The sequence below is a fragment of the Brevundimonas sp. GW821-FHT12E07 genome, from assembly GCF_058807035.1.
The window spans coordinates 23,062-48,905 of sequence record NZ_JBXAQH010000007.1; the positions used below are offsets into that span (position 1 = coordinate 23,062).

Here is a 25,844-nt window from a genome sequence, read left to right on the forward strand (position 1 = left end):
GCCATGTTCAATCGCGGTTCTCTGCTCGCCGGTCTCGCCTTCTGCGCCGCCCTTGCCGGGTCGGCGGCGGCTCAATCTGCAGACCAGCCTGTCTGGTTGACAGGGGTCGATGGCGCGACCCGGATGCTGGAGGCGTCGGATATTGCGGCCCTGCCCCGGGTCTCGGTCCCGCTGACGATCCATGGCGAAGCCCATGTCTTCCAAGGGCCCTTGCTCATCGACGTGCTCAAGCCGGCGGGGGTGGAGACAGGTCCGGCCTTGCGCGGCCCGGCCCTGGCCCAGGCGGTCGTGGTGCGGGCCGCCGACGGCTATGCGGTCGTCTTCGGCCTGGCCGAGCTGGACCCGGGGACGCGGGCGAACCGGATCATTCTCGCCGACACCGTCGACGGCGCGCCCCTGACCGTCGAGGACGGACCGTTCCGGCTGGTGGCCGAGGGCGACCTGCGTCCCGCCCGATCGGTGCGTCAGGTGACCGCGATGCAGATCCTGCGTTTCCCTGTCCCCCCGGCTCATCCATGACCGGAGTTTCGCGCCGTTCGGCCCTGACCGGCCTGCTGCTGGCGGCCCAGCTTTGTCTGGGGATCGCCGCCTGTTCGCCGCCGCCCGCCTCCAGGCCGTCGCCTCCTGTCACGGTCTTCGCCGCCGCCTCCCTGACCGATGCGCTCGGCGAGTTGGCCGAGGCCTATGAGAGGCAAACGGCGCAAGCCGTGCGCCTGTCCTTCGCCGCCAGCGGGCAGGTGGCGCGTCAGGTCGAGGCCGGGGCGCCCGCCGATGTCGTCATTCTGGCCGACCGTCCGTGGATGGACCGGCTGGCGGCCGCGCACCGGATCGCCGCGCCGAGCCGCCTGGACCTTCTGGGCAACCGTCTGGTTCTGGTCGCGTCTCCTGATGCGCGGATCGAGGGCGAACCGCTCGACTGGCTGAAGCGGACTGGCGGCAAACTGGTCATCGGCGACCCGGACAGTGTTCCGGCCGGCGCCTATGCGCGCGACTGGCTGAAAGCGAAGGGCCAGTGGGACGGACTGCAGGCGTCTCTGGTCACCGCCGCCGACGTCCGGGCCGTGCGCGGCTTCGTGGCGCGGGGCGAGGCGCAGCTGGGCGTCGTCTATCGCAGCGACGCGACGGGCTTTGACGCGGTCCGGGTGGTCGAGGAGCCGCCCGCCGCCGAACAGCCGCAGATCGTCTATCCGGCCGCCCTGACCCCGAACGCCCCGCCGGCCGCGGCCGCCTTCCTGCGCTGGCTGAAGACTCCGGAGGCGGGGGCGGTGTTCCGTCGCCACGGCTTCGAGCCCCTGTCCTGAGGCGCCTGACGTGTTCTCGCCCCTGACCCCGTTCGAGGCCGAGGCCCTGTGGCTGTCGCTGAAGGTGGCGGCTGCGTCACTCGTGGGCGTGGTCCCCGTGTCCCTCGGGCTGGCCCTGTTGCTGGCGCGGGGACGGTTTCCGGGGAAATGGCTGGTCGAGGCCCTGGTCAACCTGCCTCTGGTCCTGCCGCCGGTGGTGACGGGTCTGGCCCTGCTGATCGTCTTCGGGGTGCGCGGGCCGGTCGGAGGCTGGCTGCATGACGTCTTCGGGGTGACCCTGGCCTTCCACTGGACCGGCGCGGCGCTGGCCGCCGGGGTCATGGCCCTGCCACTGGTGGTAAGGCCTCTCAGGCTGTCGCTGGAGGCGGTCGATCCCCGGCTGGAACAGGCGGCAGCCACCCTCGGCGCCCCGCCCCTGCAGGTCCTCTGGCGCGTCACCCTGCCCCTGGCCCTGCCGGGGCTGGTCGCGGGCGCCCTGCTGGGCTTCGCCCGGGCCTTCGGGGAGTTCGGCGCGACCGTGACCTTCGCCGGCGCCATTCCCGGCGAGACCCAGACCCTGCCGGTGGCCATCTATACGGTACTGCAGCGCGCTGACGGGGAACAGGCGGCCCTGCGGCTGGCCCTGTTGTCGGTTCTGGTCTCCGTGGGGGCTCTGGTGGTCGCCGAATGGATCAACCGCCGCGCCCTGGCCCGGAGGGGCGCATGAGCCTGTCCTTCTGGGTTCGCACCCGGCGCGGCGACTTCGACCTCGACGCGGCCTTCGAAACCTCGAGCAAGGCGGTCGCCCTGATCGGTCCTTCCGGGGCGGGCAAGACCACCCTTCTACAGGGGCTGGCCGGGCTCATCCCGGCCGAGGAAGTCAGGCTGACCGTCGACGACCGGACGCTGGTGGATACGGCCATGGGTCTGGCCCCGCCGGCGCATAAGCGCGGCCTCGGCTATGTGTTTCAGGACGGGCGGCTGTTCCCGCATCTGTCGGTCGGGGGCAATGTCGCCTTCGGGACGCGTTGGGCGGCCAACCCGATGTCGGTCGCCGAGGCCCTGAAACTGGTCGATCTGGAAGGATTCGAGCATCGCCGCCCCGCCGGACTGTCGGGCGGGGAGATGCGCCGCGTCGCCATCGCCCGCGCCTTCCTGCCCCGTCCGCGCCTGCTGCTGCTCGACGAGCCTTTCGCGGGTCTGGACGACGCCCGGCGTCAGGCCTTGATCCCCTATTTGGTGAAGCTGCGCGATACGGTGAAGACGCCGATGATTGTGGTGTCTCACGACGACCGCGACGTCGCCGCCCTGGCGGAGACCGTGCTGACGCTGGATCGCGGCCGGTCTGTCTAGAGGGGGCGGTCTGAGGCTGGTGCGGAAAAGCAAAGGGGGCCGACAGCGATGCTGTCGGCCCCCAGGAATTTGGTGGAGCTTAGCGGAGTCGAACCGCTGACCTCTTGCATGCCATGCAAGCGCTCTACCAGCTGAGCTAAAGCCCCGTTCCGAAGGTTTGATCCCCCGGTGGGTGTCGTCCGGTTCCCTGTGGTCCCCGGCGAGGCGGCGTTAGTATGTCAGGGCGATTTTCCGATCAACCCCGATTTTGATTTTATTTTCACCGCCTCCGGATGTTCCGGAAGCCCGCCGTTCGGCGGCTTCCGGAGTCCGTTGTTCGATCAGAGATCGTCGTCGTCACCGCCCTTGGCGATGTCTTCGTCAAAGGCGTCGTCGTCTTCGTCCTCGATGAAGGGGACGGAGTCGTCGTCATCGTCCGCCAGGACATCGTCGTCGCCGTCGGTGGCGCCCATGCCGGCTTCTTCCGACGGGTCGGTGACCACATCGTCCTCGTCGTCCGGCGTCAGGATCGGCTCGTGGCCTTCCTCGTCGATTTCCGGGGTTGCGGTGTCTTCTTCCTCATCCTCGTCGTCCGAGACCTTCTTCTCGTCGACCTGATCCTCGGCGTCGTCAGCGGCGTAGCCGCCCGGACGGCCGCGACGGCTGCGCAGCTTGATCGCTTCTTCCGGATCGAATTCGGTGTCGCACTTCGGGCAGTGAGCGGGGCGACGGTTCAGGTCGTAGAATTTGGCCTGGCAGTTCGGACAGACCTGCTTGGCGCCAAGTTGGGGATCGGCCACGTGAGGGGAGCCTTTGATTGGGTGTGGGGATTTCGGTCGCGTCCCTTGCCACTGTGGGGGCTCGCTGTCAAAAGCCCTCTTTGGTCCCGGCGGCTGCGGTGCGGTCGCGATCATGGGGCCCACCCCCTCCATCCTTCCTGTTTCCGGAGCCCAAGCGGGTGTCTTCCGCCTCTCATCTGACCTCGAAGCCCGGCTCGGCCCTGACCGGAACGGTCCGCGCGCCCGGCGACAAGTCCATGTCCCACCGGTCGATGATCCTGGGCGCGATGGCGACCGGCGTCACCGAGGTCGAGGGTCTGCTGGAAGGCGACGACGTCCTGGCCACCGCCCGCGCGGCCGAGGCCTTCGGCGCGACGGTGGAACAGCTGGGCGGCGGCAAGTGGCGCGTCACCGGCAAGGGTGGCTTCGAGACGCCCGCCTCGGTCATCGACTGCGGCAACGCCGGCACCGGCGTGCGCCTGCTGATGGGCGCCGCGGCCGGCTATCCGATCACCGCCACCTTCGACGGCGACGCCTCCCTGCGCGGCCGTCCCATGGGCCGGGTCACCGATCACCTGAGCCGCATGGGCGCGACCTTCGACTGGAGCGGCAAGGCCGGCCTTCTGCCCGCCACCCTGACGGGCGGGACCCTGACCGCCATCGACCATGTCCAGACCGTCGCCTCGGCCCAGGTCAAGTCGGCCATCCTTCTGGCCGGGCTGAACGCCGAGGGGGTCACCTCGGTCACCGAGCCGGAAAAGAGCCGCGACCACACCGAGCGGATGCTGCGCGCCTTCGGGGCGGTGGTGGACATCGAGGAGGTCGGCGAGGGCTGGATCATTCGCCTCAAGGGCGGCCAGCCCCTGACCGGCACCGCCGTCGCCGTGCCGGGCGATCCGTCCTCGGCGGCCTTCCCCCTGGCGGCGGGGCTGATCGTTCCGGGATCGTCGGTGACGGTCGAGGGCGTCATGCTCAACCCTCTGCGCACCGGCCTGTTCGACACCTGGATCGAGATGGGCGCGGACCTGACCATCGCCAACCGTCGTGAGAGCGGTGGTGAAGAGGTCGGTGACATCACCGCCCGTCATTCGGCGCTCAAGGGCGTGGTTGTGCCGGAAGAGCGCGCCGCCTCCATGATCGACGAATATCCGATCCTGGCCGCCACCGCCGCCTTCGCCGAGGGCGTGACGGTCATGCGCGGCGTGGGCGAGATGCGGGTCAAGGAGAGCGACCGCATCAAGCTGATGGTCGACGGCCTGCGCGCCTGCGGCGTCGCGGTCGAGGAGGAGGCGGAAGGCTTCCTCGTGACCGGTGGTCCCGTGCCCGGGGCCGCGACGGTCCATACCGCCCACGATCACCGCATCGCCATGAGCCATCTGGTCCTCGGCCTCGCCGCCGCCGCGCCCGTGACCGTGGACGAGCCCGACATGATCGCCACCAGCTTCCCCGGCTTCGTCGATTTGATGAACGGCCTTGGCGGGTCTATCGGTTAACGGTGACTACGCCCTCCCTCATCATCGCCGTCGACGGACCCGCCGCCTCGGGCAAGGGAACCGTCGCCGCCCGTCTGGCCGCCGAATACGGCCTGCCGCATCTGGATACGGGCCTGCTGTACCGCGCCGTCGGGCTGAAGGTGCTGGACGCCGGCGGCTCGCTGGACGACGCGGCCGCGGCCGAGGTCGCCGCCCGGTCGCTGGAGGTCGCGGGCCTGTCGGACAACCCTCGCCTGACCACGGGCGAGGCCGGAGAGGCCGCCAGCCGCGTCGCCGGCCATCCGGGTGTGCGCGCCGCGCTTCTGGACCTGCAGCAGACCTTCGCGCGCCAGCCGGGCGGAGCCGTGCTGGACGGCCGCGATATCGGCACGGTCATCGCCCCGGACGCCACGGCCAAGCTCTTCATCACCGCGACGCCGCACACCCGCGCCACCCGCCGCTGGAAACAGCTGACCGCGCGGGGCGACGCCATCGGTTTCGACGAGATGCTGGCCGATATCGTCAAACGCGACGAACGTGACGCCGGCCGGGGCGCCGCCCCCATGGTCCAGGCCGGGGACGCGGTCTTGCTGGACACGACCGAAATGGATATAGAGGCCGCCTTCGATGCGGCCCGCCGTATCGTCGAGGCGGCGCGCGCCCGTTAGGCCATCGGTCCTGACGGACAAATCCAACGCTCCATCCTCGGCTTCCGCGGGCGCTCTGGTCTTCCCTGAAGGCCTCGTATCCCAGACGACTTCCCAACTTCTGTTCCACCTCGCGCGGGGCCGTCCGGTCACGCGCCATAACCCATTCGGAAATATCAGAGCTTCATGGCTGACACCCACAACCCCTCGCGCGACGATTTCGCCGCGCTGCTCGACGAACAACTGCAGGGCCGCGACCTCGGCGAAGGCCAGGTCGTTCACGGCCGCGTCGTCGGCGTCGAAAAGGACATCATCATCATCGACGTCGGTCTGAAGACCGAAGGTCGTATCCCGGCCCGTGAATTCGGCATCGGCGAAGGCGCCGTGATCCCGAAGGTCGGCGACGACGTCGAAGTCTACCTCGAGCGCGTCGAGAACGCCCTGGGTGAAGCCGTCATCAGCCGCGACAAGGCTCGCCGCGAAGAAGCCTGGACTCGTCTGGAAGTCGTCTTCGCCGAAGGCGTGCCGGTCAACGGCGCCATCGTCGGCCGCGTCAAGGGCGGCTTCACCGTCGACCTGGGCGGCGCCTCGGCCTTCCTGCCGGGCTCGCAAGTCGACATCCGTCCGGTCCGCGACGTCGGCCCGCTGATGGGCAAGGAACAGCCGTTCCAGATCCTGAAGATGGACCGTCCGCGCGGCAACATCGTCGTCTCGCGTCGCGCCATCCTGGAAGAAGCCCGCGCCGAACAGCGCACCGAGCTGGTCGGCCAGCTGCAAGAGGGTGAAGTCCGCGACGGCGTCGTCAAGAACATCACCGACTACGGCGCGTTCGTGGACCTGGGCGGCATCGACGGCCTGCTGCACGTCACCGACATGTCGTGGAAGCGCGTCTCGCACCCCTCGCAGGTCCTCGCCGTCGGCGACACCGTCAAGGTCCAGATCGTCAAGATCAACCCGGACACCCAGCGCATCTCGCTGGGCATGAAGCAACTGCAGTCGGACCCCTGGGACGGCGTGGAAGCCAAGTACCCGGTCGGCGCCAAGTACACGGGCCGCATCACCAACATCACTGACTACGGCGCCTTCGTGGAGCTGGAAGCCGGCGTTGAAGGCCTGGTGCACGTCTCGGAAATGTCCTGGACCAAGAAGAACGTCCACCCCGGCAAGATCGTCTCGACCTCGCAGGAAGTCGACGTGGTCGTCCTGGACGTCGACGCCTCCAAGCGCCGCATCTCGCTGGGCCTGAAGCAGGCCCAGGACAACCCGTGGGACGCCTTCGTCGCCGCTCACCCGATCGGTTCGACCGTCGAGGGCGAAGTCAAGAACGCCACCGAGTTCGGCCTGTTCATCGGCCTGGACAACGACATCGACGGCATGGTGCACCTGTCCGACCTCGACTGGTCGGTCTCGGGTGAAGAAGCCATCCAGCGCTACCGCAAGGGCGAGATGGTCAAGGCCAAGGTCCTGGACGTCGACGTCGAGAAGGAACGCGTTTCGCTGGGCATCAAGCAGCTCGGCGGCGATCCGGTCGGCGAAGGCGACGCCTACAAGAAGGGCCAAACCGTCACCGTCACCGTCACGGCGATCGAGTCGGGCGGCATCGAGGTCAAGTTCGGTGAAGACGACGCTCCGGTCACCAGCTTCGTGCGCAAGTCGGACCTGAGCCGCGACCGCAACGAGCAACGTCCGGAACGCTTCGCCGTCGGCGACCGCGTCGACGCCCAGATCACCGCCGTCGACAAGGCCTCGCGCCGCGTCTCGGTCTCGATCAAGGCGCTGGAAATGGCCGACGAGAAGGAAGCCATCGAGCAGTTCGGGTCTTCGGACTCGGGCGCCTCGCTCGGCGACATCCTCGGCGCGGCCCTGCGCGAGAAGGCCGGCAAGGACTGAGTTTAGTCCTTTCGGAAAAGAATGGAGGCGGCCGGAGCGATCCGGCCGCCTTTTTCTTTGCCGATCAAGCATCAATGCCCCGTGTCTGATTGCGTACAATTAATGATCTTTGCGGACCCCTTTTGCTCATGAGGGCTTTTTCACCAGCCGCACGAGAGTTAGGGTGGAACTCGCTGTCGCGTATCTGACGGCTCAAACGCCTCTGGAAGGGCAAAACAAGACAGGGCGGGGGCCTTGAAACGGATGATCAAGTCAGAGTTGATCGAGAAGCTGGCGGCCGAGAACACTCACCTCACTCACGCTGAGGTCGAACGAGTGGTCAATGTCGTTTTGGGCCGTATGACCGAGGCCATGGCAGAAGGCGGTCGCGTGGAGCTGCGCGGTTTCGGCGCATTTTCCGTGCGTTCGCGTCCGGCCCGCGCCGGCCGTAATCCGCGCACCGGCGAGACCGTCGATGTGCCGGCCAAGTCGGTGCCCTTCTTCAAGAGCGGCAAGGAGCTGCGCGAGCGGCTCAACGCGTCGGGCGACGCCTGATCCTGCTGCCTGCGGCTTGAAAACGCAGGCAAAACGGTTTCCATTGTCTTCAGCAACCGCTCCGGCGGCTGATTTCTGCTGACTGACAAGGACAGACCGATGAGCCTGGTTTCCGAATTTCGCGAGTTCGCCATCAAGGGCAATGTCGTCGACCTCGCGGTCGGGGTGATCATCGGCGCGGCCTTCAACTCCATCGTCAAGAGTCTGGTCGATCAGGTGGTCATGCCGCCGATCGGCCTGATCACCGGCGGCATCGACTTCTCCAAGCTGGAATGGGTTCTGCGGCCCGAGAACCCGGCGACCGTGGAAATCGAAAAGGTCTCGATCCAGTACGGCGCCTTCCTGAACACGGTGATCCAGTTCGCCATCGTGGCCTTCGTGGTCTTTATGCTGGTCAAGGGCATCAACCAGCTGCGTCGCCAGAACGCCGCCGATCCCGCTCCCGAGGCGCCGTCGGCCCCGACCCCTACCGAACTGCTGCTGACCGAGATCCGCGACGAACTGAAGGCGCGTCCCTAGAGCCTGATATCCGCATCCGCCGCCCATCGTCTGTGGCGGGTTGGGGCCGGGCGCTGACAGAAGCCATGGTCGCCGTCGAAGGGGGTCGGCGACCATGTGGCCAGATCTCCGGACCCGGCCTCGCCCCGAAAGCGCACATGGCCGTGACCCCAGCCGCCTTCATGGCGTGCGCCGAGGGCCCAGGCGCCGAGACGACGCTTCAGCTCCTCGTTGACGACCTGCAGCCGCACCTTGGCCGCGCCGCGCGCCCGGGCCTGATCCACCAGGGCGCGCATCAGGGCCGGGATGGCGTGGGGTTCATCCTCGAGGGCGACGAGGTCGAGGATTTCCAGAAACATCGGCTCGATCGGCGTCGCCTTGGCCAGGACGGCCATCGCATAGCCGGTCAAGGCGCCGTCGCGGGTATAGGCCAGCAGCACGGGCGGCTCGGTCTGGTCGGGATCGGCGATGCGCCAGCGCAGGATTTCCGGACTGCGATCCGCGACCGCTCGCCCCTCGGCCTTCAACGCCCGCCAGAAGTCGTCATAGGGCGAACCGTTCGAGAGGTCGGTCAGGGTCGAGACCAGTGACGGAAACCGGGGTGGCCGCGCCCGGCCCAGGGCGCGGTCGGAGCGCAGGAAGCGCTCGCGGTACGGGTCGGTCAGATGCGGCGCCCGCTTGACGGCTTCGCGCATCAGCCGCCCGCGCAGACAGTCGATCGGATCGACGATCCAGGACAGTTTCAGGCTGCTGGTCCTCTGTGGCCAGGCGCGCATGCCGTGGCGGGCGTAGAGGGGCGCCGATTTGGGATTGGCGTTCAGAGTATAGCCGGCGGCGATGCCGGGCTGATCCAGAACGGCGCGGATCAGGGCGCGGCTCTGGCCCCGAACGGCCCGGGGCACGATGACGGAGAATCCTGTGGCGACATGGTGCAGCCGGTCGTCCTTCCACACCCGCTGGACCAGATTGCCCATGAAGGCGGCGGCTTGACTGTCTCTTCCGGGGACGACCCAGCCCGAGGGCGCCCCGATGTCCAGCCGGGCAGGATTGGATGCCAGCCAGTTCCAGCCGGCCGCCGAACGCTCCGGCCACCAGACGTCGTGGTGCAGGGCGTTGACGGCGGAATAGTCGTCGGGTTCGAAAGGGCGCAGGCTCATCGGACAGATCCTTCCCGATGCGGGACGGCGGGGGTGTCGGCGTTTCCACACTGCATGGGGCGGGCCACCACAGGGGGCCGATCTGTAACAACCAAGGATTGTACGACCGTTTCCCTCTCACGCGAAACGATTCAGGATTTGACTCTGTATCGACCGGAACAAATAATGAACATTCAGGTTCGATCATCTCATGTCCACATCATCTCCCCTGCAGACCCTTCCGGGCTTTTCCGCCTGGCCCGCCCTCGCCGAAGGGCTGGAAGAGGTGTGCGCGGTCGGGACCCGGGACATGGCGGGGGCCTTCGCCTTCGCTCTGTCGCGACTGCCGCAGACCGATACACGGCCGGTGCTGCTGGCGTCGGGCCGACGGTGGTCGGGCGAGCAGGGACGGCCTTACGGCCCCGGTTTCCGCGGCGCGGGGCTGGACGGGCGAGGAGCGGGCCTGATCCTGACGGAGGGCCGGACCGAGGGGGAGCTTCTGTGGATCATGGAGCAGGCCCTGAGGTCCGGGGCGGTCTCGGCGGCTTTGGCCACGGTCGAGGCGGCGTCGCTCGCCCAGACCCGGCGGCTGGAGTTCGCGGCCCGCGACGGGGCGGCGGTCGGGGTGCTTCTCAGACAGACCGAGGGCGGGCTCAGCGCCGCGCGCCGCCGGTGGCGGATCACAACCCTGAAGAGTGCGGCCAATCCCGACGACTCCCGGTCGCCGGGCGGCTTTTCCCTCGCCGCCGAACTGACCCGCAGTCGGTCCGAACGGCCGGGTGTCTGGAAACTGGAGCAGGATGATGAGACGCATCGTCTCCGTCTGGCTGATCGACTGGCCGGTGACGGTCTGGGCGAACGGGGCCGGACGGGTCTCGCCGCCTGAGCAGCCTGTCGGAACCCACGACGGGCCGCCTTTCGCCCTGATCGCGCGCACCGCTCGGGGCGCGGTTCTACACGCCCTGAACGCAGCGGCGCGGGCCGCGGGTCTGTCGGCGGGCCAGACCCAGGCCGACGCCCGCGCCGTCCTGCCCACCCTGATCTGCCGCCCCGCCGACCTCGCCGCCGATCGCGCGGCGCTGGAGCGGCTGGCCGTCTGGGCCGAGCGTTGGTCCCCGGCGGTGGTCGTCGATATCGGGCAGGAGGGGATGGAGGGGCTGTTCCTCGACGTCACCGGAGCCGGTCATCTGTTCGGCGGCGAGCTGGCGCTTCTGGCCGGGATGGAGGCGCGGCTGGCCCAGGCCGGGGTCCGCGCCCGCGTCGCCCTGGCCCCCACGCCCGGCGCCGCCTGGGGCCTGGCGAGATGGGGACGAGAGCATCAGGTGGTTCCGGAAGGCCGGACGCGGGACGCTCTCGCCGCCCTTCCGGTCGAGGCCCTGCGCATCGAGGCGGCGGCGCTCAGGCAGGCGCGGCGGTTCGGGCTGAAGCGGATCGGCGACCTCTATGACATGCCGCGCGCCGGCCTCGCCCGCCGTTTCCGCGACGGGGCCGGCGTCGGTCTGGTCCAGAGGCTGGATCAGGCCCTGGGTCTGGCCGCCGAGGGCCTGATCCCGACGCGCCCCTCTCCGAAATATCGGGCCTGGGAGGCCCATGCCGAACCCCTGTGCGACATCGCCGGGGTCGAGGGGCGACTGCCGGAGCTGGCCGCCGACCTCACCGCCGCCCTCGAGAAGGACGGACAGGGTGCGCGCATCCTGACCCTGACGGGGTTTCGCACTGACGGCCGGACGACCTCGCTGACGATCAAGTCGGGCCTGCCGGGGCGTGAGGTCTCCGTCTGGATGCGCCTGTTCCGCGAGCGCGGGGTGGAGCGGCTCGACCTCGGCTTCGGCATCGACGCCCTGATGCTGTCGGCCGATCTGACCGAACCGATGAAGCCGCATCAGGTCTCGCTGGAGGACGAGGCGGCCGCGCGCCACGCCGAAAGCCTGACCGCCCTGATCGACCGGCTCTCGGCCCGGCTGGGCGAGAGGGCGGTGCGGGTCGCCGAGCCGCAGGGGTCGTGGTTGCCCGAACGCGCCGAGCGCTGGCGACCCGCCCTGGGATTGAAGAAGACGGTGCGGCCGGACGCCGACGTCGCTGACGCCGATCCGCGTCATCGCCCCCTCCTGCTGCTGGATCCGCCCGAGCCGGTCGAGGCCATCGCCGAACTGCCCGACGGCGCGCCGGCCCTGTTCACCTGGCGGCGTCTGGCGCGCCGCGTCTCCCGCGCCGACGGCCCCGAACGTCTGTCGCCCGAATGGTGGCGCCCGCCTGCGCCAGACCGGGAGGCGCGCACCCGCGACTATTACCGCGTCGAGGACGATCAGGGCCTGCGCTACTGGCTGTTCCGCGAAGGGCTTTACGGCCGGGAGTATTCGGGCGCGGACGACGAGCGCGCGCCGTCCTGGTGGATGCACGGGATGTTCCCGTGAGCGGCGCTTCCGGCTGGTCGGGCCAGTATGCCGAGCTTGGTGTCATGACCAATTTCAGCTTTCTGGAGGGGGCGTCCCATCCGGGCGAACAGATGTGGCAGGCGAAGGCTCTTGGCCTCGCCGCCGTCGGCGTCGCCGACCGCAACACCCTGGCCGGAATGGTGCGGGCCCTGATGGGGGCGGAAGAGTATGACGTGCCGTTGGTCGTCGGCTGCCGACTGGGTTTTCTCGACGGGACCGACCTGATCGTCTTCCCACGCGACCGCGCCGCCTATGGCCGGCTGTGCCGCCTGCTGACGCTCGGCAAGAGCGAGATCCTCGACGAACCGGTCGTCGCCCCGCCTTCCAACGTCATCGGCTTTCCCGGCGGCGAGGCCCATGAGGCGGCTGACCCGGAGGAACCGCTCGAGCGCACCACCAAGGGCGAAACCCGGCTGACCTTCGATCAGGCCCTGGCCTTCGGGGAAGGGATGATCGCCCTGGCCGTGGCGCCCATCGTCCCGGACGCCGCCTTCGAGGCGCGGCTGAAGGACTGGCGCACGCGCTGGCCAGACACCCTCTATCTGGCGGCCCAGCCCCTGTGGCGCGGCGACGACCGGGCGCGACTGAACCGGCTGGCGGCCATGGCCGAACGCACCGGCGCGCCCCTGATCGCCACCAACGCCGTCCTCTATCACAAGCCGGATCGCCGACCGCTTCAGGACGTCCTGACCTGTATTCGCGAGGGGACCACCATCGACGCCGCAGGCGTCCGGCTCCAGTCCAACGCCGAACGTCACCTGCGCGGTCCGGCCGCCATGGCCCGCCTGTTCCGGGGTTATGAGTTCGCGCTGGAGCGGACGATGGAGGTGGTCAGGGCCTGTAAATTCTCACTCAAGGTTTTGCGTGAGGAGTACCGCTATCCGAACGAACCCGTGCCGCCGGGATGGACGGCCCAGCGCCGTCTGATCCGGCTGACCTTCAAGGGGGCGCGGGAACGCCTGAGCAGGGACGGGCGGGTGCCGCTGGACATGCGGAAAAAGATCGTCGCCGAACTGAAGCTGATCAAGGTGCTGAAATACCCGAACTACTTTCTGACGGTGCACGACATTGTCGACTGGGCGCGCCGGGAGCCTCGGAAAATCCTGTGTCAGGGGCGTGGATCGGCAGCGAACTCGATCGTCTGTTTCTGCCTGGGCGTGACTAATGTGAATCCGTCCGAACAGGACGTCCTGATCGAGCGCTTCATGTCCGCTGACCGGACAGAACCTCCGGACATCGACGTCGACTTCGAGCACGAGCGGCGCGAGGAGGTGATGCAGTATGTCTACAAGCGCTACGGCCGCGACCGGGCGGGCATCGTGGCGACCATCATCCACTATCGCCCCCGGTCAGCGATCCGCGACGTGGGCAAGGCGCTCGGTCTCACCGAGGACGTCACGGCCCGGATGGCCGACACTGTTTGGGGGTCATACGGCGATGCGGTGAAGGACGATCATGTCGACCGGACGGGTCTCAGCCGCGACGACGCCCGCATGGCGTTGGCGCTGCAACTGACGGCCGAACTGATCAAGTTTCCCCGCCACCTGTCCCAGCATGTCGGAGGTTATGTACTCAGCGAGATGCCGCTCGTGGAGATCGTCCCTATCGGAAACGCGGCCATGCCGGACCGGACCTTCATCGAATGGGACAAGGACGACATCGACTATTTGAACTTGATGAAGGTCGATGTGCTGGCGCTGGGGATGCTCACGGCGCTGAAGAGGGCTTTCCGGATGATCGAGGACAGCTACGGGAAGGTCTTCGAGCTTCATACGGTCCCGGCAGAGCAGAAGCCGGTTTATGACATGCTCCAGACCGGGGATTCGCTCGGCGTCTTCCAGGTCGAGAGCCGGGCCCAGATGGCCATGCTGCCCCGACTGAAGCCGAGGGAGTTCTACGATCTGGTCGTGGAGGTGGCGATCGTTCGGCCGGGCCCCATTCAGGGCAATATGGTTCATCCCTATCTGAAGCGTCGGGCGGAGCGGCGTGCCGCCGAGGCGGCGGGGTTGCCCTATCAGATTGACTATCCCCATCCCGCGCCGGAGCACGGCGACCCGAACGAATTGAAGCTTGTGCTGGACAAGACGCTGGGGGTCCCCCTGTTTCAGGAACAGGCCATGCGGATCGCCATGGATGCCGCGAAGTTCACGCCCAAGGAGGCGAACGGTTTGCGGCGCGCCATGGCCACCTTCCGGCACATGGGCACCATCGGGACCTATGAGGAGATTTTCGTCGGACGGCTAAAGGCGCGGGGTTATGACCCCGAGTTCGCCCAGAAGTGTTTCGACCAGATCAAGGGCTTTGGGGAGTACGGCTTTCCGGAAAGCCACGCCTGCTCCTTTGCCCTGCTCGTCTATGTCTCGGCCTGGGTGAAGTGCGTCTATCCCGAGGTATTCACCGCCAGCCTGCTGAACAGCCAGCCGATGGGCTTCTATGCCCCGGCGCAGCTGGTTCGTGACGCCCGGGAGCACGGAGTCGAGGTGCGGCATCCCGACGTCAACGCCAGCGACTGGGACGCGACGTTGGAGGCGCGGGACGGTCAGACGCGTCGCGCCCTCCGCCTCGGCCTTCGCGCCATCGACGGATTCAAGAAGGCCTGGGCCCTGCAAATCGCTGAGGAGCGTGCCCTGGCTCCCTTCGCCGACCTTGAAGATCTGCGCCTCCGCGCGAAGCTGCCGCCGTCGGCGCTGGACAAGCTGGCCGAGGCGGACGCCTTCGGGTCGCTGAAGCTGTCGCGGCGACAGGGGTTGTGGGCGGCGCGCGGCGCCCCGCCCGCTACAGGCGCGCCCCTGTTCGCGGCCATGGGGCTGAACGAGGCCGACGGCCGTCCGCCCGAGGCCTTGCCGGAACTGAGCCCGGGCGAGGAGGTGGTCGGCGACTACCAGACCATCCGCCTGTCGCTGAAGGGCCATCCCGTGTCCTTCCTGCGCGAGCGGCTGAGGCAGGCCGGCGCCCTGACGGCGCTCGACTATCAGTCGGCCCCGGCGGGTCGGCGGGTCGCGGTCGGCGGGGTGGTCCTGGTCCGCCAGAGGCCGGGGTCGGCCAAGGGGGTGGTCTTCCTGACGCTGGAGGACGAGACCGGGGTGGCCAATCTGGTCGTCTGGCCCGACGTCTTCGAGCGGCTGAGGCCCGTCGCCATGGGCGCGCGGATGATCCTGGCGAAGGGCCGCATCCAGCGCGCCGAGGGCGTCAGCCATCTGGTGGTCGAGGACCTGATCGACTGGACCCCGATGCTGGGCCACATCAGCGAGGACGACCAGATCACGCCCGATCCGGCCCCCGGATCGGGCCATTCGCCCAGCAACCCCAACCGCCGCCGCCACCCCCGCGACGTGCGCATCCTGCCCGGATCGCGGGACTTTCACTGACGCTGTCAGGCTGCCGTCCGGCCTCAGCGTCCGAAGGTCACACGGGGTTACGACTTGTAAAGCCTCTTTCCCGGTGGTCCTATCCGCCCTTCGCAAGGGGGCGGGGCGATGCGACGCAGACGCGCGCGCTCTTCACATGACGTCATGCGGGCGCCCCGGCGCCCGGAGTACAAAGGGTTGGCATGACCAATATCGTAATTCTGGCGGGGTTGATCATCACCCTGCTCACGGGGATTCCCGTGCTCTACCAGATCCTCAAAAACCATCCGAAGGGACTGATCGTCCTGTTCTTCGCCGAGGGCTGGGAGCGGTTTTCCTACTACGGCATGCGCGGCCTGCTGGTCTTCTATCTGACGCAGCATTTCTTCTTCGAGGACGGCAAGGCGACGGCGCTGTACGGCTCCTACACCTCGCTGGTCTATCTGCTGCCCCTGCTGGGCGGCATCCTGGCCGACCGGTTCCTGGGCACGCGCAAGGCCGTGGCCTTCGGCGCCCTGCTGCTGGTCGCAGGTCACGGGATGATGGCCTATGAGGGCCGGGATTCGACCCAGACCCTGACCTACAAGCCCACCAGCGCGGTCTATTCGATCATGTCCGAGGGACGTGGCGACGCGCGCGAGGTCGGCATCCGGATCGACGGCAAGACCTACAAGTTCGGCGGCGCCGAGGGCGGCGGCATCGCCATCAAGGATCTGCCGGCGACGGCGTCCCTGCCCGCGGTCCTTCCGGCCGGAACCTATGAGACCAGGACCAACACCGATCCCCTGGGCGTCAACGTCTTCTATCTGGCGGTGTCCCTGATCATCATGGGCGTCGGCTTCCTGAAGCCCAACATCTCCACGATCGTCGGCCAGCTGTACGAGCAGGGCGACCCGCGCCGGGATTCCGGCTTCACCCTCTACTACTACGGCATCAACCTGGGCTCGTTCTGGGCCGCCATCCTGTGCGGCTATCTGGGCCAGAACTTCGGCTGGGAATACGGCTTCGGCCTCGCCGGCGTCGGTATGGCGGCGGGCTTCGTGGTCTTCGTCCTCGGCAAGAAACTGCTGCTGGGCCGGGCCGAACCGCCGAAACCCGAGTTGCTGGCCAAGCCGGTTCTGGGTCCGATCAACCGCGAATGGATCATCTACATCGGCGGCATCCTGGGCGTGATCCCGATCTTCTTCCTGATCCAGCACCGCGCCATCGTCGGCACGGCGCTGAGCGTCTCGATCCTCGCCTCCCTGGCCTTCATCGGCTATATCCTCGTCGCCGTCTGCAAGACTTGGGCGCAGCGGCAGCGGATGATGCTGGCGGTGGTGCTGATCACCGGGGCGGTCATCTTCTGGACCCTGTTCGAACAGGCCGGCAGCTCGCTCAGCCTGTTCGCCGACCGCAACGTCAACCTGCTGCTCTTCCCGCAGGCGACCCAGTTCCTCGGCTTCGTCTTCGGCACCCCGGCCCAGCTGGCCGCCGCCGGAATCACCCCCGGGGCCAACTGGATCGACACGACGATGACCTCGTCCCAGACCCAGTCGTTCAACGCCGGCTTCATTCTGATCTTCGCGCCGGTCTTCGCCGCGATGTGGGCCTTCCTCGGCAAGCGCAATATGGATCCGAATCCGACGCTGAAGTTCGGCCTGGCGCTGATCCAGGTCGGCCTCGGCTTCATGGTGGTGGTCTGGGGCGCTGGCATGGCCAACTCGGCCTTCCAGGTGCCGATCGTCATGCTGGGCCTGCTCTATATGCTGCACACGACGGGCGAGCTCTTCCTGTCGCCGGTCGGCCTGTCGGAGATCACCAAGCTGTCGATGCCGGCGGTGGTCAGCTTCATGATGGCCGTCTGGTTCCTGGCCTCGTCCATCGCCCAGTTCGTCGGCGGCATCATCGCCGGCTTCGCCTCGACCGAGACGGTCGGCGGCGAGGTGCTGGACCCGGGGGCGGCGCTTGCGACCTCGCTTCACGTCTTCGGCCTGCTGGGCCTGTGGGGCATGGGTCTGGGCGTCTTCTTCATCGTGCTCAGCTTCTTCATCAAGGGCTGGTCCAATGGGGCCAATGACGCGTCCAACCACCCGGGGCCGACCCTGACCGACCGTGGTCAGGAGGACGGCAACATCGCTGACCCGGCCAACTCAACCCCGGCCTGATCGGGGTCATCGACCAAATGAAAGGGGCGGCGTCCTTGCGGACGCCGCCCCTTTTGTCTTTTGCGCTCAAGCAGCGAGCGACCGTGTCGCGAGCGTTAGCGCGGCGGCGAAGGCGCTCCCCCTCTAGAAAGTCTTCCTGACGCGGAAGGACCAGAAGGTGCGCGGGTCGATCTGGCGATCCTCGGTGAACAGGACCGTTCCGGCGGCGCGGTCGGAATAGACGGTGCGATAGGGTTCGAAGTCGTCCCAGATGTTCAGCTGGCCACGGATCGAGAGGGTCGTGGTCGGCTTGTACTCGATGAAGGCCTCATAGTAGCCCGAACCGCGCCAGCCCGAGACCTGGTCCGGATAGAACGACTTCTGGCCGAGGCGCGGCAGGATGTTGATGCCCCACTGGGTCTTCCAGGAGTGGATGTCCTGCGAGAAGCCGATATTGGCCTGGCTCGCGCGCACGCCGGAGATCGGCCGCGACTCCTGGGTCGTCGGGTCGGTGACCTCGGTCTTGTTCCAGTCGTTGCGGAAGGTGAAGCGACCGCCGGGGATGTGCAGCTTGTCCATCGGGACGACGATGTTCACGGACAACTGGTCCAGGGTCCCGTCGCCGATATTGCCGGTCGCCGACAGGCCGCCGGGCAGGGGCAGGCTGTCGATCACGTCGATGATCCTGTCGTGGCGATAGCCGATGGAGACGATGCCCTCGCCCCAGAAGCGGCGCTCATAGGTCAGTTCCGAGATCCAGCGCTGCTCCGGTTCGAGATCGACGTTGCCGCCGTATACATTGCCGTCGTTCAGGTCGGCCGAGGCGGCGAAGTCGCCGAAGTCCAGCTGGCCCAGCTCGCGCTCGAAGCGGAAGCGCAACTGGTTGTTGGGCCGGGGCGTCCAGGTCGCCAGGAAGCGCGGCTTGGCGAAGAAGAAGCTCTTCTCCTGATTGGCGTCGCCCGACTGGCTGATGGTCGACGCCTCCATACGCAGGCCGCCTTCCAGGGTCAGGTCGGGATGGATGCGCCAGGTCGCCTTGCCGAAGGCCTCGCCGCGCGTCTCCTCGACCTTCACCGAGGCCGAGGGCAGCGGGATGTTGGTCCCGCCGACGGTGAAGGCCTGTTCGACCTCCAGCATGTTGTAGGCGATCTCGGCGCCGGCCTCGAAGGTCAGGGCCGGCGAGCGCTCGTTGCGGACCAGGCCGCGCAGGATGCTCTCCGACGAGTTTCCGCTGGCGGTGAAGGCCTGTTCCGGATCGGGAACGCCGTTGAACGTGGCGTTGCTGGTCGAGGTGTTGTCGAAGTCCTCGTACTGGTGGATCAGCCGGGCCTCGGCCGTCCAGCGGGCGTTCAGCGGCCGGGTGTAGACCAGACCGAGTTCGCCCGAGGTGCTGTCCTGATCGTCGCGGCTGTCGCGCAGGACGGTCGCCGAGGTCTGGGTCTGGACGCCGTGCCAGTCGTTGATGCCGAGGCGGGCCGTCAGGTCGATCTTGCCGCCGGCGAAGGGCCCCGCATAGTTGCCGCGAATGCTGTTGCCGCCGCCGTAGCCGTCGGTGAAGACGTGTTCGTCGCGGGTCACATTGCCGTTGGCGTCACGACGAACGACGCGGCCGACGCCGTTGGAATCGCTGTTGCCGATGCCGTCGCTGAGGGTCACGCCCCAGCTGCGGTCGCCGTTGGTGGCGGTGAACTGATAGCTGCCGCCGTGGACGTCGTGGCCGCCCTCGAACAGATAGTTGTTGTAGGTCAGGATCGACTGGTGGCTGGTCCCGCTCTTCAGGATCACGTTCACGACGACCGAATAGCCCTGCATGTCGATGCCGGCGGCGCCGCCGCGGACCAGTTCGATGCGCTCGACCCGGTTGGCCGGGGTGCGCGACAGGACGTTGGAGCCGGTGTCGTTCTTGGACGCCGGGCGGGCGTTGTTGATCAGGACGTTGCCGACCGCGCCCTCGAAGCCCCGGCTGCCGGAGCCGTCATCGACCGAGAAGCCCGGCACGCGGTTGACCATGTCGAGCGCCGTGTTCGGACGCTGCTCGGCGAAAAAGTCCGGAGTGAAGACCAGGACCCCGCGCTGGGTCGCATCGGCCAGGGGGGCGACGCCGGGGCCGGCCTGGGTCGGGCCGGTCGGAACCGGGGCCTGGGCGACCTGGGGATCGGTTCCGGCGAAAGCGCCGCCGGCGCTCAGGATAAGGGCCGTAGTGGCCAGCAGGATTGTCTTGGTCATCGCCTGGGGTTCCCCTCTTTCGTGATGAGGGTTTTGGAGGGACAGGCTGTCTGTCTCCAGTTACAAGGCTGAAAGGTGGATTAAATCGTCTCCATCATTACAGGAAAGTCATGTGGATGTTCTGTAATCATCAGGCCATTATTCGAACATGATGACATTCCCTCGCTTGATTTCAGTGTTCGCGCTTTGCGCAGGCCTCGCCGCCGCGCCCATGGCGATGGCCCAGACGACGCCCGCCCAGGACGAGCAGGTCGACACCGTCGACGAGGTCGTGGTGGTCGCCCGCCGGGCCGGGGCGCCGATGTGGGAAATCACCAGCGGCGACAGCACCGTCATCCTGGTGGGCCATCTCAGCGGCGTGCCGCGCGACTTCGAATGGCGACCCGAGGCGCTGGAGGCGGCGACGGCCCGGTCGCAGCGCATCCTCTATCCGCAAGAGGGGCGGGTCTCCCTCGGCGACATCTTCCGCCTTATCTGGCGCATCCGGACCATCGGCAACCTGCCGAAGGGCAAGACCACGGCCGATTATCTGTCCCCCGAAATGCAGGCGCGGCTGACGGCGCTCAGGGCCGGCGACCGGGATCAAAGCTGGCGCAGCCAGAGCCTGGTCCTCCTCAGCTTCGACCTTCTGGAACAGGCCGGGTTTGACCGGCGCGGTCGCGGGGCCGCCGACGCGGTCCGCCGGGCCGCGCGTCAGGCGCACATCGACGGCGAGCCGGTCGGGATCGTCCGCGGCGACGAACTGATCGACAATCTGATCACCCAGCCGCCCGAAACCTATGTCCCCTGCGTCGAGGCCTCGATCCGGGCGGCGGAGGCGGGGCCCGCAGGCACACGGGCGCGGATGGAGGCCTGGCGCGGCCTGAAGGTCCCCGAAGTGCTGGCCACGCCTCTGGATACGGCCCTGAACCTGTGCTGGCCCACGGGCGATCCGGAGATCGCTCCGGTCCTGCGAGGCCAGTGGGCCGATGCGACCAAGCTGGCGCTGACACAGAGCGGGGTGACCATGGGGGTGGCCCCCTTACGCATCCTGGCCGAGCCCGGCGGGGTGCTGGACCAGCTGGAGGCCCAGGGGCTGGAAATCCACGGCCCGATCTGGCGCGAGGATCAGCGCTAGTAGAACAGGCCCGAGTTCGGATTCGTCGGCGCGGGCTTCTTCACCGGCGGCGGGACGGCGTCGCGGTCCAGATAGGGATGGACCTCTTCGCCCGGTCTCGGAGAGGGCTGGGGTGGCGGCATGGGGGCCGGGCCGGTCTCGACATAGGCGGGCTGTTCGGCGTGGAAGTCGTCGATCGGGGCGCCGTCCGTGGACGCCGGCTGCGCCTCGGGCATCTTGCCGTCGAAGCCGTTGTTCAGCTGGCCCACGTCCATGACGCCGCCGGGGGCGACGTCGGGCTCGACGGGAGCGACCACCGAGATGTTCAGGCCGGGACCGCCGGCGGCGCGGGCTTCGTCATCACCCCCCGCCAGCATCAGGCCGCCGAGGCCGAGCGCGGCGACGACCACGACGCCAGCGATGATCCACCGGGCCTTGGGCTGGCTGAGATAGTCGAGCACTTCCTTGCCGGTCATCGGCCTCTTCCCTTCACGCCTTCACGGCGCCGTCACGGGGCGTCTCGATTGCGAAACCCGGCCGCCCCCGACCGGTTCCGGAACAGTGATGCGTCAGACGGCCGTGCCGCCGACGGTCAGGCCGCCGATCTTGAGCGAGGGCTGGCCGATGCCGACGGGCACACCCTGTCCGGCCTTGCCGCAGACGCCGACGCCGGGATCGAAGGCGAAGTCGTCGCCGATCATGGTGACATTGGTCAGGGCCGTGGCGCCGTCGCCGATCAGGGTCGCGCCACGCACCGGGGCGGTGATCTTGCCGTCCTCGATCAGATAGGCCTCGGTGCACTGGAACACGAACTTGCCGTTGGTGATGTCCACCTGGCCGCCGCCGAAATTGGCGGCGTAGAGGCCGCGCTTCGTCGAGGCGATCATGTCGGCCTGTTTGTCCTTGCCGCCTTCCATGAAGGTGTTGGTCATGCGCGGCATGGGCATGTGGGCGAAGGACTGGCGGCGGCCGTTGCCGGTGGCGCGCTGGCCCAGCTGTCGCGCCGAGAGGCGGTCGTTCATCAACCCGACCATGATGCCGTCCTCGATCAGGACGGTGCGCGAGGTCGGGGTGCCCTCGTCGTCGACGCTGAGCGAACCCCGGCGACCGGCGATGGAGCCGTCGTCGACGACGGTTACGCCGGGAGCGGCGACCCGCTTGCCCATCATGCCGGTGAAGACCGAGGAGCCCTTGCGGTGGAAGTCACCCTCGAAGCCGTGGCCGATGGCCTCGTGCAGGAGGACGCCGGGCCAGCCCGCGCCGAGGACCACGTCCATCTCGCCCGCCGGGCAATCGACCGCCTCGAGATTGACCAGGGCCTGACGAAGGGCCTCGTCGACCTGGGCCTGCCAGCGCTCAGGCGCCACCCAGGCCTCGAAGCCGGTGCGGCCGCCAGCGCCGGCGGAGGCGCTTTCGCGGCGACCGTCCTTCTCGACCGTGACCGAGACGTTCAACCGGACCAGCGGGCGGATGTCGCGCACCGTCATGGCGTCGGCGCGCAGAATCTCGATGGCGCGACGCTCGCCGATCAGGGAGGCCGAGACCTGGACCACGCGCGGATCGCGGGCCCGGGCCCAGGCGTCGATCTCGGCCAGCAGGGCGATCTTGTCGGAGAAGGCGGGCGAGGCGAGGGGATCGACCTCGTCATAGAGCTTCTGATTGGTGGCGCGCGGTCCTTCGGCGGTCACCCCGGCATGACCCGTTTTGGCCAGAGCGGCGCTGTCGGCGGCGCGGCGCAGGGAAGCGGCGGAAATCTCGTTGGCGTGGGCGTAGCCGGCCGTCTCTCCGGCGACGACGCGCAGGCCGAAGCCCTCGGAGGCGTCATAGGCGGCGGACTTCAACCGGCCGTCGTCGAACACCAGGGATTCCGATTCCGACCGCTCGAGGAACAGTTCGCCGTCGTCGGCGCCGACCAGGGCGCCCTCAAGGATCGACAGGGCCTCGGCCGGATCGACTCCGGCGGTTTCGAGGATCGGGGGCGGAGAGGTGTGGACGGTCATGGCCGATAGATAGGACGCCCGGGCCGGTTCGTCACGGGCGGTTCAGCGAGACAGGCGGCGCGCAAAAGAAAATCCCCCTCCCGGCGGGCGGAAGGGGGATCGGAAGGCTGGACCGGGCGGTTTAGTCCTGGATGACGTCGCCGGAACCGGTGATCGACTGGCGCAGGGTCGCCGGGGAGGTGACGAGGTCAAGGTCGCCGGAGCCGGAGAGATTGGCCACCACCGCACCGGTCGGGGCGATGTGGGCGCCGCCGCTGCCGGAGATATCGACCGTGGCGTCGGTGGTCAGCAGGTCCGTCAGATCGCCGACGCCCGAACCTGTCACGGTCAGCTCCAGGGCCTTGGTGGCGCCGGAGAAGCGGAAGTCTCCGCTGCCCGAGGAATCGATGGTCAGGGTCGGCTGGTCATAGGCCTTGACCGTGAGGTCCGAGGAACCACGCAGGTCGAAGATCTTTACGGCCGGAGCGGTGACCACAATGTGGACCTCGCCGCTGTCGACCCAGATGCCGCGGCCGTTGGCGCGGCGCCCGAAGACGATGCGTTCGTCCTCGTTGCGCTCGTCGCCGACCCAGACCAGCCGGTCGCCCTGGATGCGGACCTTGTCGACGCGGTCGGCCGGGCCCCTGACGGTGATGCCGGGGGTATCGCCCTGGACGTATTCGACGTCGGCCGAGAGGTCGACCACCAGCTTGTCGCCGCCGGCCCAGGCCAGGGTGCGGGTGACCTCCTGGGCCTCGGTTCCGTCCTGACGGCTGATGATCAGGTCGCCGCCGTCGCCGTGACCCGGGAAGGTCCAGTTCCAGCCGTGGGCGGCCATGTCGCGGCCGCCGATGGCGACGCCGCCGGCCATGGAGGCCAGGGCCAGCACGAAGGCGGCCCCGGCGATGACGAGAAGGGTGCGGATCATGCCGGTTCTCCCGAGGTCGAGTTGACAGCGTGGGGTTCAAGGGCCGGCTTGAGCAGCCGGTAGTGCAGGCGGGCGAACCAGATCAGGCCGTTCACCAGCAGGATCGTGGCGATCGACAGCAGGGCGCCGACGGTGACGGCGCAGGCCATCAGGCCCAGGCCGATGAAGAAGGCCGCGAGGCCGCCGCCGGGGAAGCCTGCGAAGGGACCGGCGACCATCACCCCGAGACCCGAGCCGAACAGGGCGATGACCGCGACGAAGCAGCCGAACAGGGTTCCGATGACGCCCATGAGGATCGGCAGCAGGATGATGATGTCGATCGCGCCCAGACCCAGGACCGCGAAGACGGCGCCGGCCGCGGCCGACGGGGTCTGTTCCTGGGTCCAGCGTTTGACCCCGGCCTCGGCCTTGAGTTCGCGCGACAGACGGTCGGGGTCGCCCAGCGCCTCGGCGACCTCGGCCTCGGAGCGGCCGGCGGCCTTGCCGTCGTCGAAATGGGCCTCGTAGTCGTTAAGGATGTCGGCGGCGGTCGAGGTCGGCAGTCCGACCAGGCCCCGCTTCAATCGGGCGAGAAAGTCGGCGCGCGTCATTGGACGTCTCCAGTCGTGGGGTGGGTTTCAGGCACGGGGGTCAGCGGGGCCTCGTTGAGCACTGCGTCGACCGCGTCGGTGAAGGTCTTCCAGTCGGCGGTCTGGACGGCGAGCGCCTCGCGACCGGCGTCGGACAGGCGATAGTATTTGCGCGAGGGGCCGGCGCTGGATTCGACGAGGTAGGTCTCGACCAGGCCGTCGGACTGCATCCGCCGCATCAGCGGGTAGATGGTGCCCTCGCCCATGTCGATCGCGTCCGACAGGCGGCTGGCGATCTCATAGGCGTAGCTGTCGCCTCGCTTGAGGAGGGCCAGGACGCACAGTCCCAGCACCCCCTTCTTCAACTGGATCTCTATGGTTTCGGGCACGTCGTGTCCTCCTTCGATGAGGAGAGACTATGACAAGGTATCGTGCGTCGCAAGGTAGCTGTCTAAACATGACTGCGATTTAATCATCCACCCTGATGACTGTGTGGCTTCTTCGCGGCGCCGACCGCTTGGCAAGCGCCAAACGAGCCGATAAGGACCGGCAGAGCGCCGTGTTCAGAGAGCGCGGCGGGCGTTGCGAATCGCTCGCAAATGCCTGTTGCGAATAGGTTTATTGGGGGTCCAGGGATGGGATTGGGGCTGCGGCAAAATACGGCGCGTATGCGCAGGACCGTCGGCGGGCTGATGGCCTCGGCGGCCTTCGCCGTCCTGTCGGCGCCGGCCTGGGCGCAAGACCGTCTGGGTCAGCCCACGCCGAACGGCATCGACCTGCAGCCGGCGGCGTCCCAGCTGAAGCATGACGCCATCTGGTTCCACAACGTCATCCTGCTGCCGATCATCGTGGCGATCTGTCTGTTCGTGCTGGCGCTGATCGTGTGGATCGTCATCCGCTACAACAAGAAGGCCAATCCGGTTCCGGCGCGCTGGAGCCACAACACCGCCATCGAGATCGTCTGGACCGTGGTTCCGGTGCTGATCCTGGTCGGTATCTCGCTGTTCTCGTTCCGCCTTCTGTTCGCCTACCACGACACCCCGCCCGTCGACCTGACCATCAAGGCGACCGGCAACCAGTGGAACTGGGCCTATGAATATCCGGACCAGGGCATCGCGGAATACGTCTCCAACGTCCTGCCCGAGGCTGAACTGGCCAAGCGCGGCATGCCGCATGACCTCTATCGCCTGGCCGCCGACGAGCCGCTGGTCGTGCCGGTCGGCAAGGTGGTCAAGGTGCTGGTCACCGGCGCCGACGTGATCCACGCCTTCGCCCTGCCGGCCTTCGGCCTGAAGACCGACGCCGTCCCGGGGCGGGTCAACGAGACCTGGTTCCGCGCCGAGCGCGAAGGCGTCTTCTACGGCCAGTGCTCCGAACTGTGCGGCGACGACCACGCCTTCATGCCCATCGAGATCCGCGTGGTCTCGCAAGCCGAGTTCGAGCGCTGGGTGGTTTCCAAGGGCGGTTCGATGACGGCGAAGGCTGACGCCGCCGCAGCCGCGGCCGTCGCCGCCGCTCCGGCCGCCGCCCCTGCCGCGACCGACGCCGCCGTCCCCGCGGCCGCCGCCGG

Annotated in this window: 23 protein-coding genes and 1 tRNA gene; 15 read left to right on the forward strand and 9 right to left on the reverse strand. The window is 68.1% G+C overall.

Going from position 1 to position 25,844, the window contains the following annotated elements:
* The first annotated feature begins 3 nt into the window (after positions 1 to 3).
* From AC1ROD_RS18780 to AC1ROD_RS18795, 4 genes are read left to right on the forward strand one after another with little or no spacing between them, the layout of a single operon-like run.
* Positions 4 to 519 carry a molybdopterin-binding oxidoreductase gene (locus tag AC1ROD_RS18780; RefSeq protein WP_492949781.1) on the forward strand — a complete coding sequence of 172 codons (516 nt, stop codon included), beginning with the start codon at positions 4 to 6 and terminating at the stop codon, positions 517 to 519.
* Positions 516 to 1,301 carry a molybdate ABC transporter substrate-binding protein gene (gene modA, locus AC1ROD_RS18785; protein ID WP_492949782.1) on the forward strand — a complete coding sequence of 262 codons (786 nt, stop codon included), beginning with the start codon at positions 516 to 518 and terminating at the stop codon, positions 1,299 to 1,301. Before AC1ROD_RS18780 ends, modA begins: the two co-directional genes overlap by 4 nt.
* Before the next feature lie 10 nt (positions 1,302 to 1,311).
* Entirely contained in the window at positions 1,312 to 2,007 is a 696-nt protein-coding gene (gene modB / locus AC1ROD_RS18790; protein WP_492949783.1) for a molybdate ABC transporter permease subunit, read from the forward strand.
* Positions 2,004 to 2,633 (forward strand): ATP-binding cassette domain-containing protein, encoded by a 630-nt coding sequence (locus AC1ROD_RS18795; RefSeq protein ID WP_492949784.1) that lies wholly within the window; start codon positions 2,004 to 2,006, stop codon positions 2,631 to 2,633. Before modB ends, AC1ROD_RS18795 begins: the two co-directional genes overlap by 4 nt.
* Positions 2,634 to 2,703: 70 nt before the next feature.
* Here AC1ROD_RS18795 and AC1ROD_RS18800 read toward each other — a convergent pair.
* Together AC1ROD_RS18800 and AC1ROD_RS18805 are read right to left on the reverse strand one after the other, a co-directional pair.
* A tRNA-Ala gene (locus AC1ROD_RS18800) sits at positions 2,704 to 2,779 on the reverse strand.
* A 174-nt stretch (positions 2,780 to 2,953) separates the two neighbouring features.
* Positions 2,954 to 3,412 (reverse strand): TIGR02300 family protein, encoded by a 459-nt coding sequence (locus tag AC1ROD_RS18805; protein ID WP_492949785.1) that lies wholly within the window; start codon positions 3,410 to 3,412, stop codon positions 2,954 to 2,956.
* Positions 3,413 to 3,570: 158 nt separating this feature from the next.
* Here AC1ROD_RS18805 and aroA point away from each other — a divergent pair, with 158 nt between their 5' ends.
* The 5 genes from aroA (at position 3,571) to mscL (ending at position 8,453) form a co-directional block, all read left to right on the forward strand.
* Positions 3,571 to 4,884: a 3-phosphoshikimate 1-carboxyvinyltransferase gene (gene aroA / locus AC1ROD_RS18810; RefSeq protein WP_492949786.1), complete on the forward strand. Its 1,314-nt coding sequence runs from the start codon at positions 3,571 to 3,573 to the stop codon at positions 4,882 to 4,884.
* 2 nt (positions 4,885 to 4,886) lie between these two features.
* The gene (gene cmk, locus AC1ROD_RS18815; protein ID WP_492949787.1) at positions 4,887 to 5,531 is read left to right on the forward strand and encodes a (d)CMP kinase; all 645 of its coding nucleotides are present in this window, start codon (positions 4,887 to 4,889) and stop codon (positions 5,529 to 5,531) included.
* A 165-nt stretch (positions 5,532 to 5,696) separates the two neighbouring features.
* Complete coding sequence (gene rpsA / locus AC1ROD_RS18820; protein WP_492949788.1) at positions 5,697 to 7,400, forward strand: 30S ribosomal protein S1; 1,704 nt, start codon at positions 5,697 to 5,699, stop codon at positions 7,398 to 7,400.
* Between the two features lie 243 nt (positions 7,401 to 7,643).
* A complete protein-coding gene (locus tag AC1ROD_RS18825; protein ID WP_492034294.1) occupies positions 7,644 to 7,934 on the forward strand; it encodes an integration host factor subunit beta in 291 nt (96 codons plus the stop codon).
* A 99-nt stretch (positions 7,935 to 8,033) separates the two neighbouring features.
* Complete coding sequence (gene mscL, locus AC1ROD_RS18830) at positions 8,034 to 8,453, forward strand: large-conductance mechanosensitive channel protein MscL (protein ID WP_492949789.1); 420 nt, start codon at positions 8,034 to 8,036, stop codon at positions 8,451 to 8,453.
* On the opposite strand, the gene AC1ROD_RS18835 is transcribed toward mscL, so the two are convergent.
* Complete coding sequence (locus AC1ROD_RS18835; RefSeq protein WP_492949790.1) at positions 8,450 to 9,589, reverse strand: N-acetyltransferase; 1,140 nt, start codon at positions 9,587 to 9,589, stop codon at positions 8,450 to 8,452. The two genes, mscL and AC1ROD_RS18835, sit on opposite strands and share 4 nt — an antisense overlap.
* Positions 9,590 to 9,779: 190 nt before the next feature.
* Here AC1ROD_RS18835 and AC1ROD_RS18840 point away from each other — a divergent pair, with 190 nt between their 5' ends.
* From AC1ROD_RS18840 to AC1ROD_RS18855, 4 genes are all read left to right on the forward strand, one after another.
* A complete protein-coding gene (locus AC1ROD_RS18840; RefSeq protein ID WP_492949791.1) occupies positions 9,780 to 10,454 on the forward strand; it encodes an ImuA family protein in 675 nt (224 codons plus the stop codon).
* Positions 10,372 to 11,982 carry a Y-family DNA polymerase gene (locus AC1ROD_RS18845; protein ID WP_492949792.1) on the forward strand — a complete coding sequence of 537 codons (1,611 nt, stop codon included), beginning with the start codon at positions 10,372 to 10,374 and terminating at the stop codon, positions 11,980 to 11,982. Before AC1ROD_RS18840 ends, AC1ROD_RS18845 begins: the two co-directional genes overlap by 83 nt.
* On the forward strand, positions 11,979 to 15,371 hold the full coding sequence (locus tag AC1ROD_RS18850) for an error-prone DNA polymerase (protein ID WP_492949793.1): 3,393 nt from the start codon (positions 11,979 to 11,981) through the stop codon (positions 15,369 to 15,371). Before AC1ROD_RS18845 ends, AC1ROD_RS18850 begins: the two co-directional genes overlap by 4 nt.
* A 182-nt stretch (positions 15,372 to 15,553) precedes the next feature.
* The gene (locus AC1ROD_RS18855) at positions 15,554 to 17,497 is read left to right on the forward strand and encodes a peptide MFS transporter (protein WP_492949794.1); all 1,944 of its coding nucleotides are present in this window, start codon (positions 15,554 to 15,556) and stop codon (positions 17,495 to 17,497) included.
* A 123-nt stretch (positions 17,498 to 17,620) separates the two neighbouring features.
* Here the strand turns inward: AC1ROD_RS18855 and AC1ROD_RS18860 are convergent, their stop codons facing one another.
* The gene (locus AC1ROD_RS18860) at positions 17,621 to 19,702 is read right to left on the reverse strand and encodes a TonB-dependent receptor plug domain-containing protein (RefSeq protein ID WP_492949795.1); all 2,082 of its coding nucleotides are present in this window, start codon (positions 19,700 to 19,702) and stop codon (positions 17,621 to 17,623) included.
* A 175-nt stretch (positions 19,703 to 19,877) separates the two neighbouring features.
* Here AC1ROD_RS18860 and AC1ROD_RS18865 point away from each other — a divergent pair, with 175 nt between their 5' ends.
* On the forward strand, positions 19,878 to 20,819 hold the full coding sequence (locus tag AC1ROD_RS18865) for a TraB/GumN family protein (protein WP_492949802.1): 942 nt from the start codon (positions 19,878 to 19,880) through the stop codon (positions 20,817 to 20,819).
* Here the strand turns inward: AC1ROD_RS18865 and AC1ROD_RS18870 are convergent.
* The 5 genes from AC1ROD_RS18870 to AC1ROD_RS18890 all read right to left on the reverse strand — a co-directional run bounded on the left by AC1ROD_RS18870 (position 20,816) and on the right by AC1ROD_RS18890 (position 24,663).
* Positions 20,816 to 21,274, reverse strand: a complete 459-nt coding sequence (locus tag AC1ROD_RS18870) for a hypothetical protein (RefSeq protein ID WP_492949796.1) — start codon at positions 21,272 to 21,274, stop codon at positions 20,816 to 20,818. The two genes, AC1ROD_RS18865 and AC1ROD_RS18870, sit on opposite strands and share 4 nt — an antisense overlap.
* A gap of 93 nt (positions 21,275 to 21,367) precedes the next feature.
* Positions 21,368 to 22,798 carry a metalloprotease TldD gene (tldD, locus tag AC1ROD_RS18875; protein ID WP_492949797.1) on the reverse strand — a complete coding sequence of 477 codons (1,431 nt, stop codon included), beginning with the start codon at positions 22,796 to 22,798 and terminating at the stop codon, positions 21,368 to 21,370.
* Between the two features lie 121 nt (positions 22,799 to 22,919).
* Positions 22,920 to 23,705, reverse strand: coding sequence for a GIN domain-containing protein (locus tag AC1ROD_RS18880; protein ID WP_492949798.1), 786 nt, complete (start codon positions 23,703 to 23,705; stop codon positions 22,920 to 22,922).
* Positions 23,702 to 24,295, reverse strand: a complete 594-nt coding sequence (locus tag AC1ROD_RS18885) for a DUF1700 domain-containing protein (RefSeq protein ID WP_492949799.1) — start codon at positions 24,293 to 24,295, stop codon at positions 23,702 to 23,704. Before AC1ROD_RS18885 ends, AC1ROD_RS18880 begins: the two co-directional genes overlap by 4 nt.
* A complete protein-coding gene (locus AC1ROD_RS18890; RefSeq protein WP_492949800.1) occupies positions 24,292 to 24,663 on the reverse strand; it encodes a PadR family transcriptional regulator in 372 nt (123 codons plus the stop codon). Before AC1ROD_RS18890 ends, AC1ROD_RS18885 begins: the two co-directional genes overlap by 4 nt.
* 279 nt (positions 24,664 to 24,942) lie before the next feature.
* On the opposite strand from AC1ROD_RS18890, the gene coxB reads away from it, so the two are divergent.
* Positions 24,943 to 25,844: cytochrome c oxidase subunit II (gene coxB / locus AC1ROD_RS18895; protein WP_492949801.1), on the forward strand; the 902-nt coding region annotated here is incomplete at its 3' end.

Coding starts and splice junctions, on each gene's coding strand:
- AC1ROD_RS18795 (WP_492949784.1), top strand. CDS start 2,004: ATGAGCCTGTCCTTCTGGGTTCGCACCCGGCGCGGCGACTTCGACCTC.
- modA (WP_492949782.1), top strand. CDS start 516: ATGACCGGAGTTTCGCGCCGTTCGGCCCTGACCGGCCTGCTGCTGGCG.
- AC1ROD_RS18780 (WP_492949781.1), top strand. CDS start 4: ATGTTCAATCGCGGTTCTCTGCTCGCCGGTCTCGCCTTCTGCGCCGCC.
- AC1ROD_RS18840 (WP_492949791.1), top strand. CDS start 9,780: ATGTCCACATCATCTCCCCTGCAGACCCTTCCGGGCTTTTCCGCCTGG.
- AC1ROD_RS18845 (WP_492949792.1), top strand. CDS start 10,372: ATGAGACGCATCGTCTCCGTCTGGCTGATCGACTGGCCGGTGACGGTC.
- AC1ROD_RS18870 (WP_492949796.1), bottom strand. CDS start 21,274: ATGACCGGCAAGGAAGTGCTCGACTATCTCAGCCAGCCCAAGGCCCGG.
- tldD (WP_492949797.1), bottom strand. CDS start 22,798: ATGACCGTCCACACCTCTCCGCCCCCGATCCTCGAAACCGCCGGAGTC.
- rpsA (WP_492949788.1), top strand. CDS start 5,697: ATGGCTGACACCCACAACCCCTCGCGCGACGATTTCGCCGCGCTGCTC.
- AC1ROD_RS18885 (WP_492949799.1), bottom strand. CDS start 24,295: ATGACGCGCGCCGACTTTCTCGCCCGATTGAAGCGGGGCCTGGTCGGA.
- AC1ROD_RS18860 (WP_492949795.1), bottom strand. CDS start 19,702: ATGACCAAGACAATCCTGCTGGCCACTACGGCCCTTATCCTGAGCGCC.
- AC1ROD_RS18835 (WP_492949790.1), bottom strand. CDS start 9,589: ATGAGCCTGCGCCCTTTCGAACCCGACGACTATTCCGCCGTCAACGCC.
- AC1ROD_RS18825 (WP_492034294.1), top strand. CDS start 7,644: ATGATCAAGTCAGAGTTGATCGAGAAGCTGGCGGCCGAGAACACTCAC.
- mscL (WP_492949789.1), top strand. CDS start 8,034: ATGAGCCTGGTTTCCGAATTTCGCGAGTTCGCCATCAAGGGCAATGTC.
- AC1ROD_RS18855 (WP_492949794.1), top strand. CDS start 15,554: ATGACCAATATCGTAATTCTGGCGGGGTTGATCATCACCCTGCTCACG.
- AC1ROD_RS18880 (WP_492949798.1), bottom strand. CDS start 23,705: ATGATCCGCACCCTTCTCGTCATCGCCGGGGCCGCCTTCGTGCTGGCC.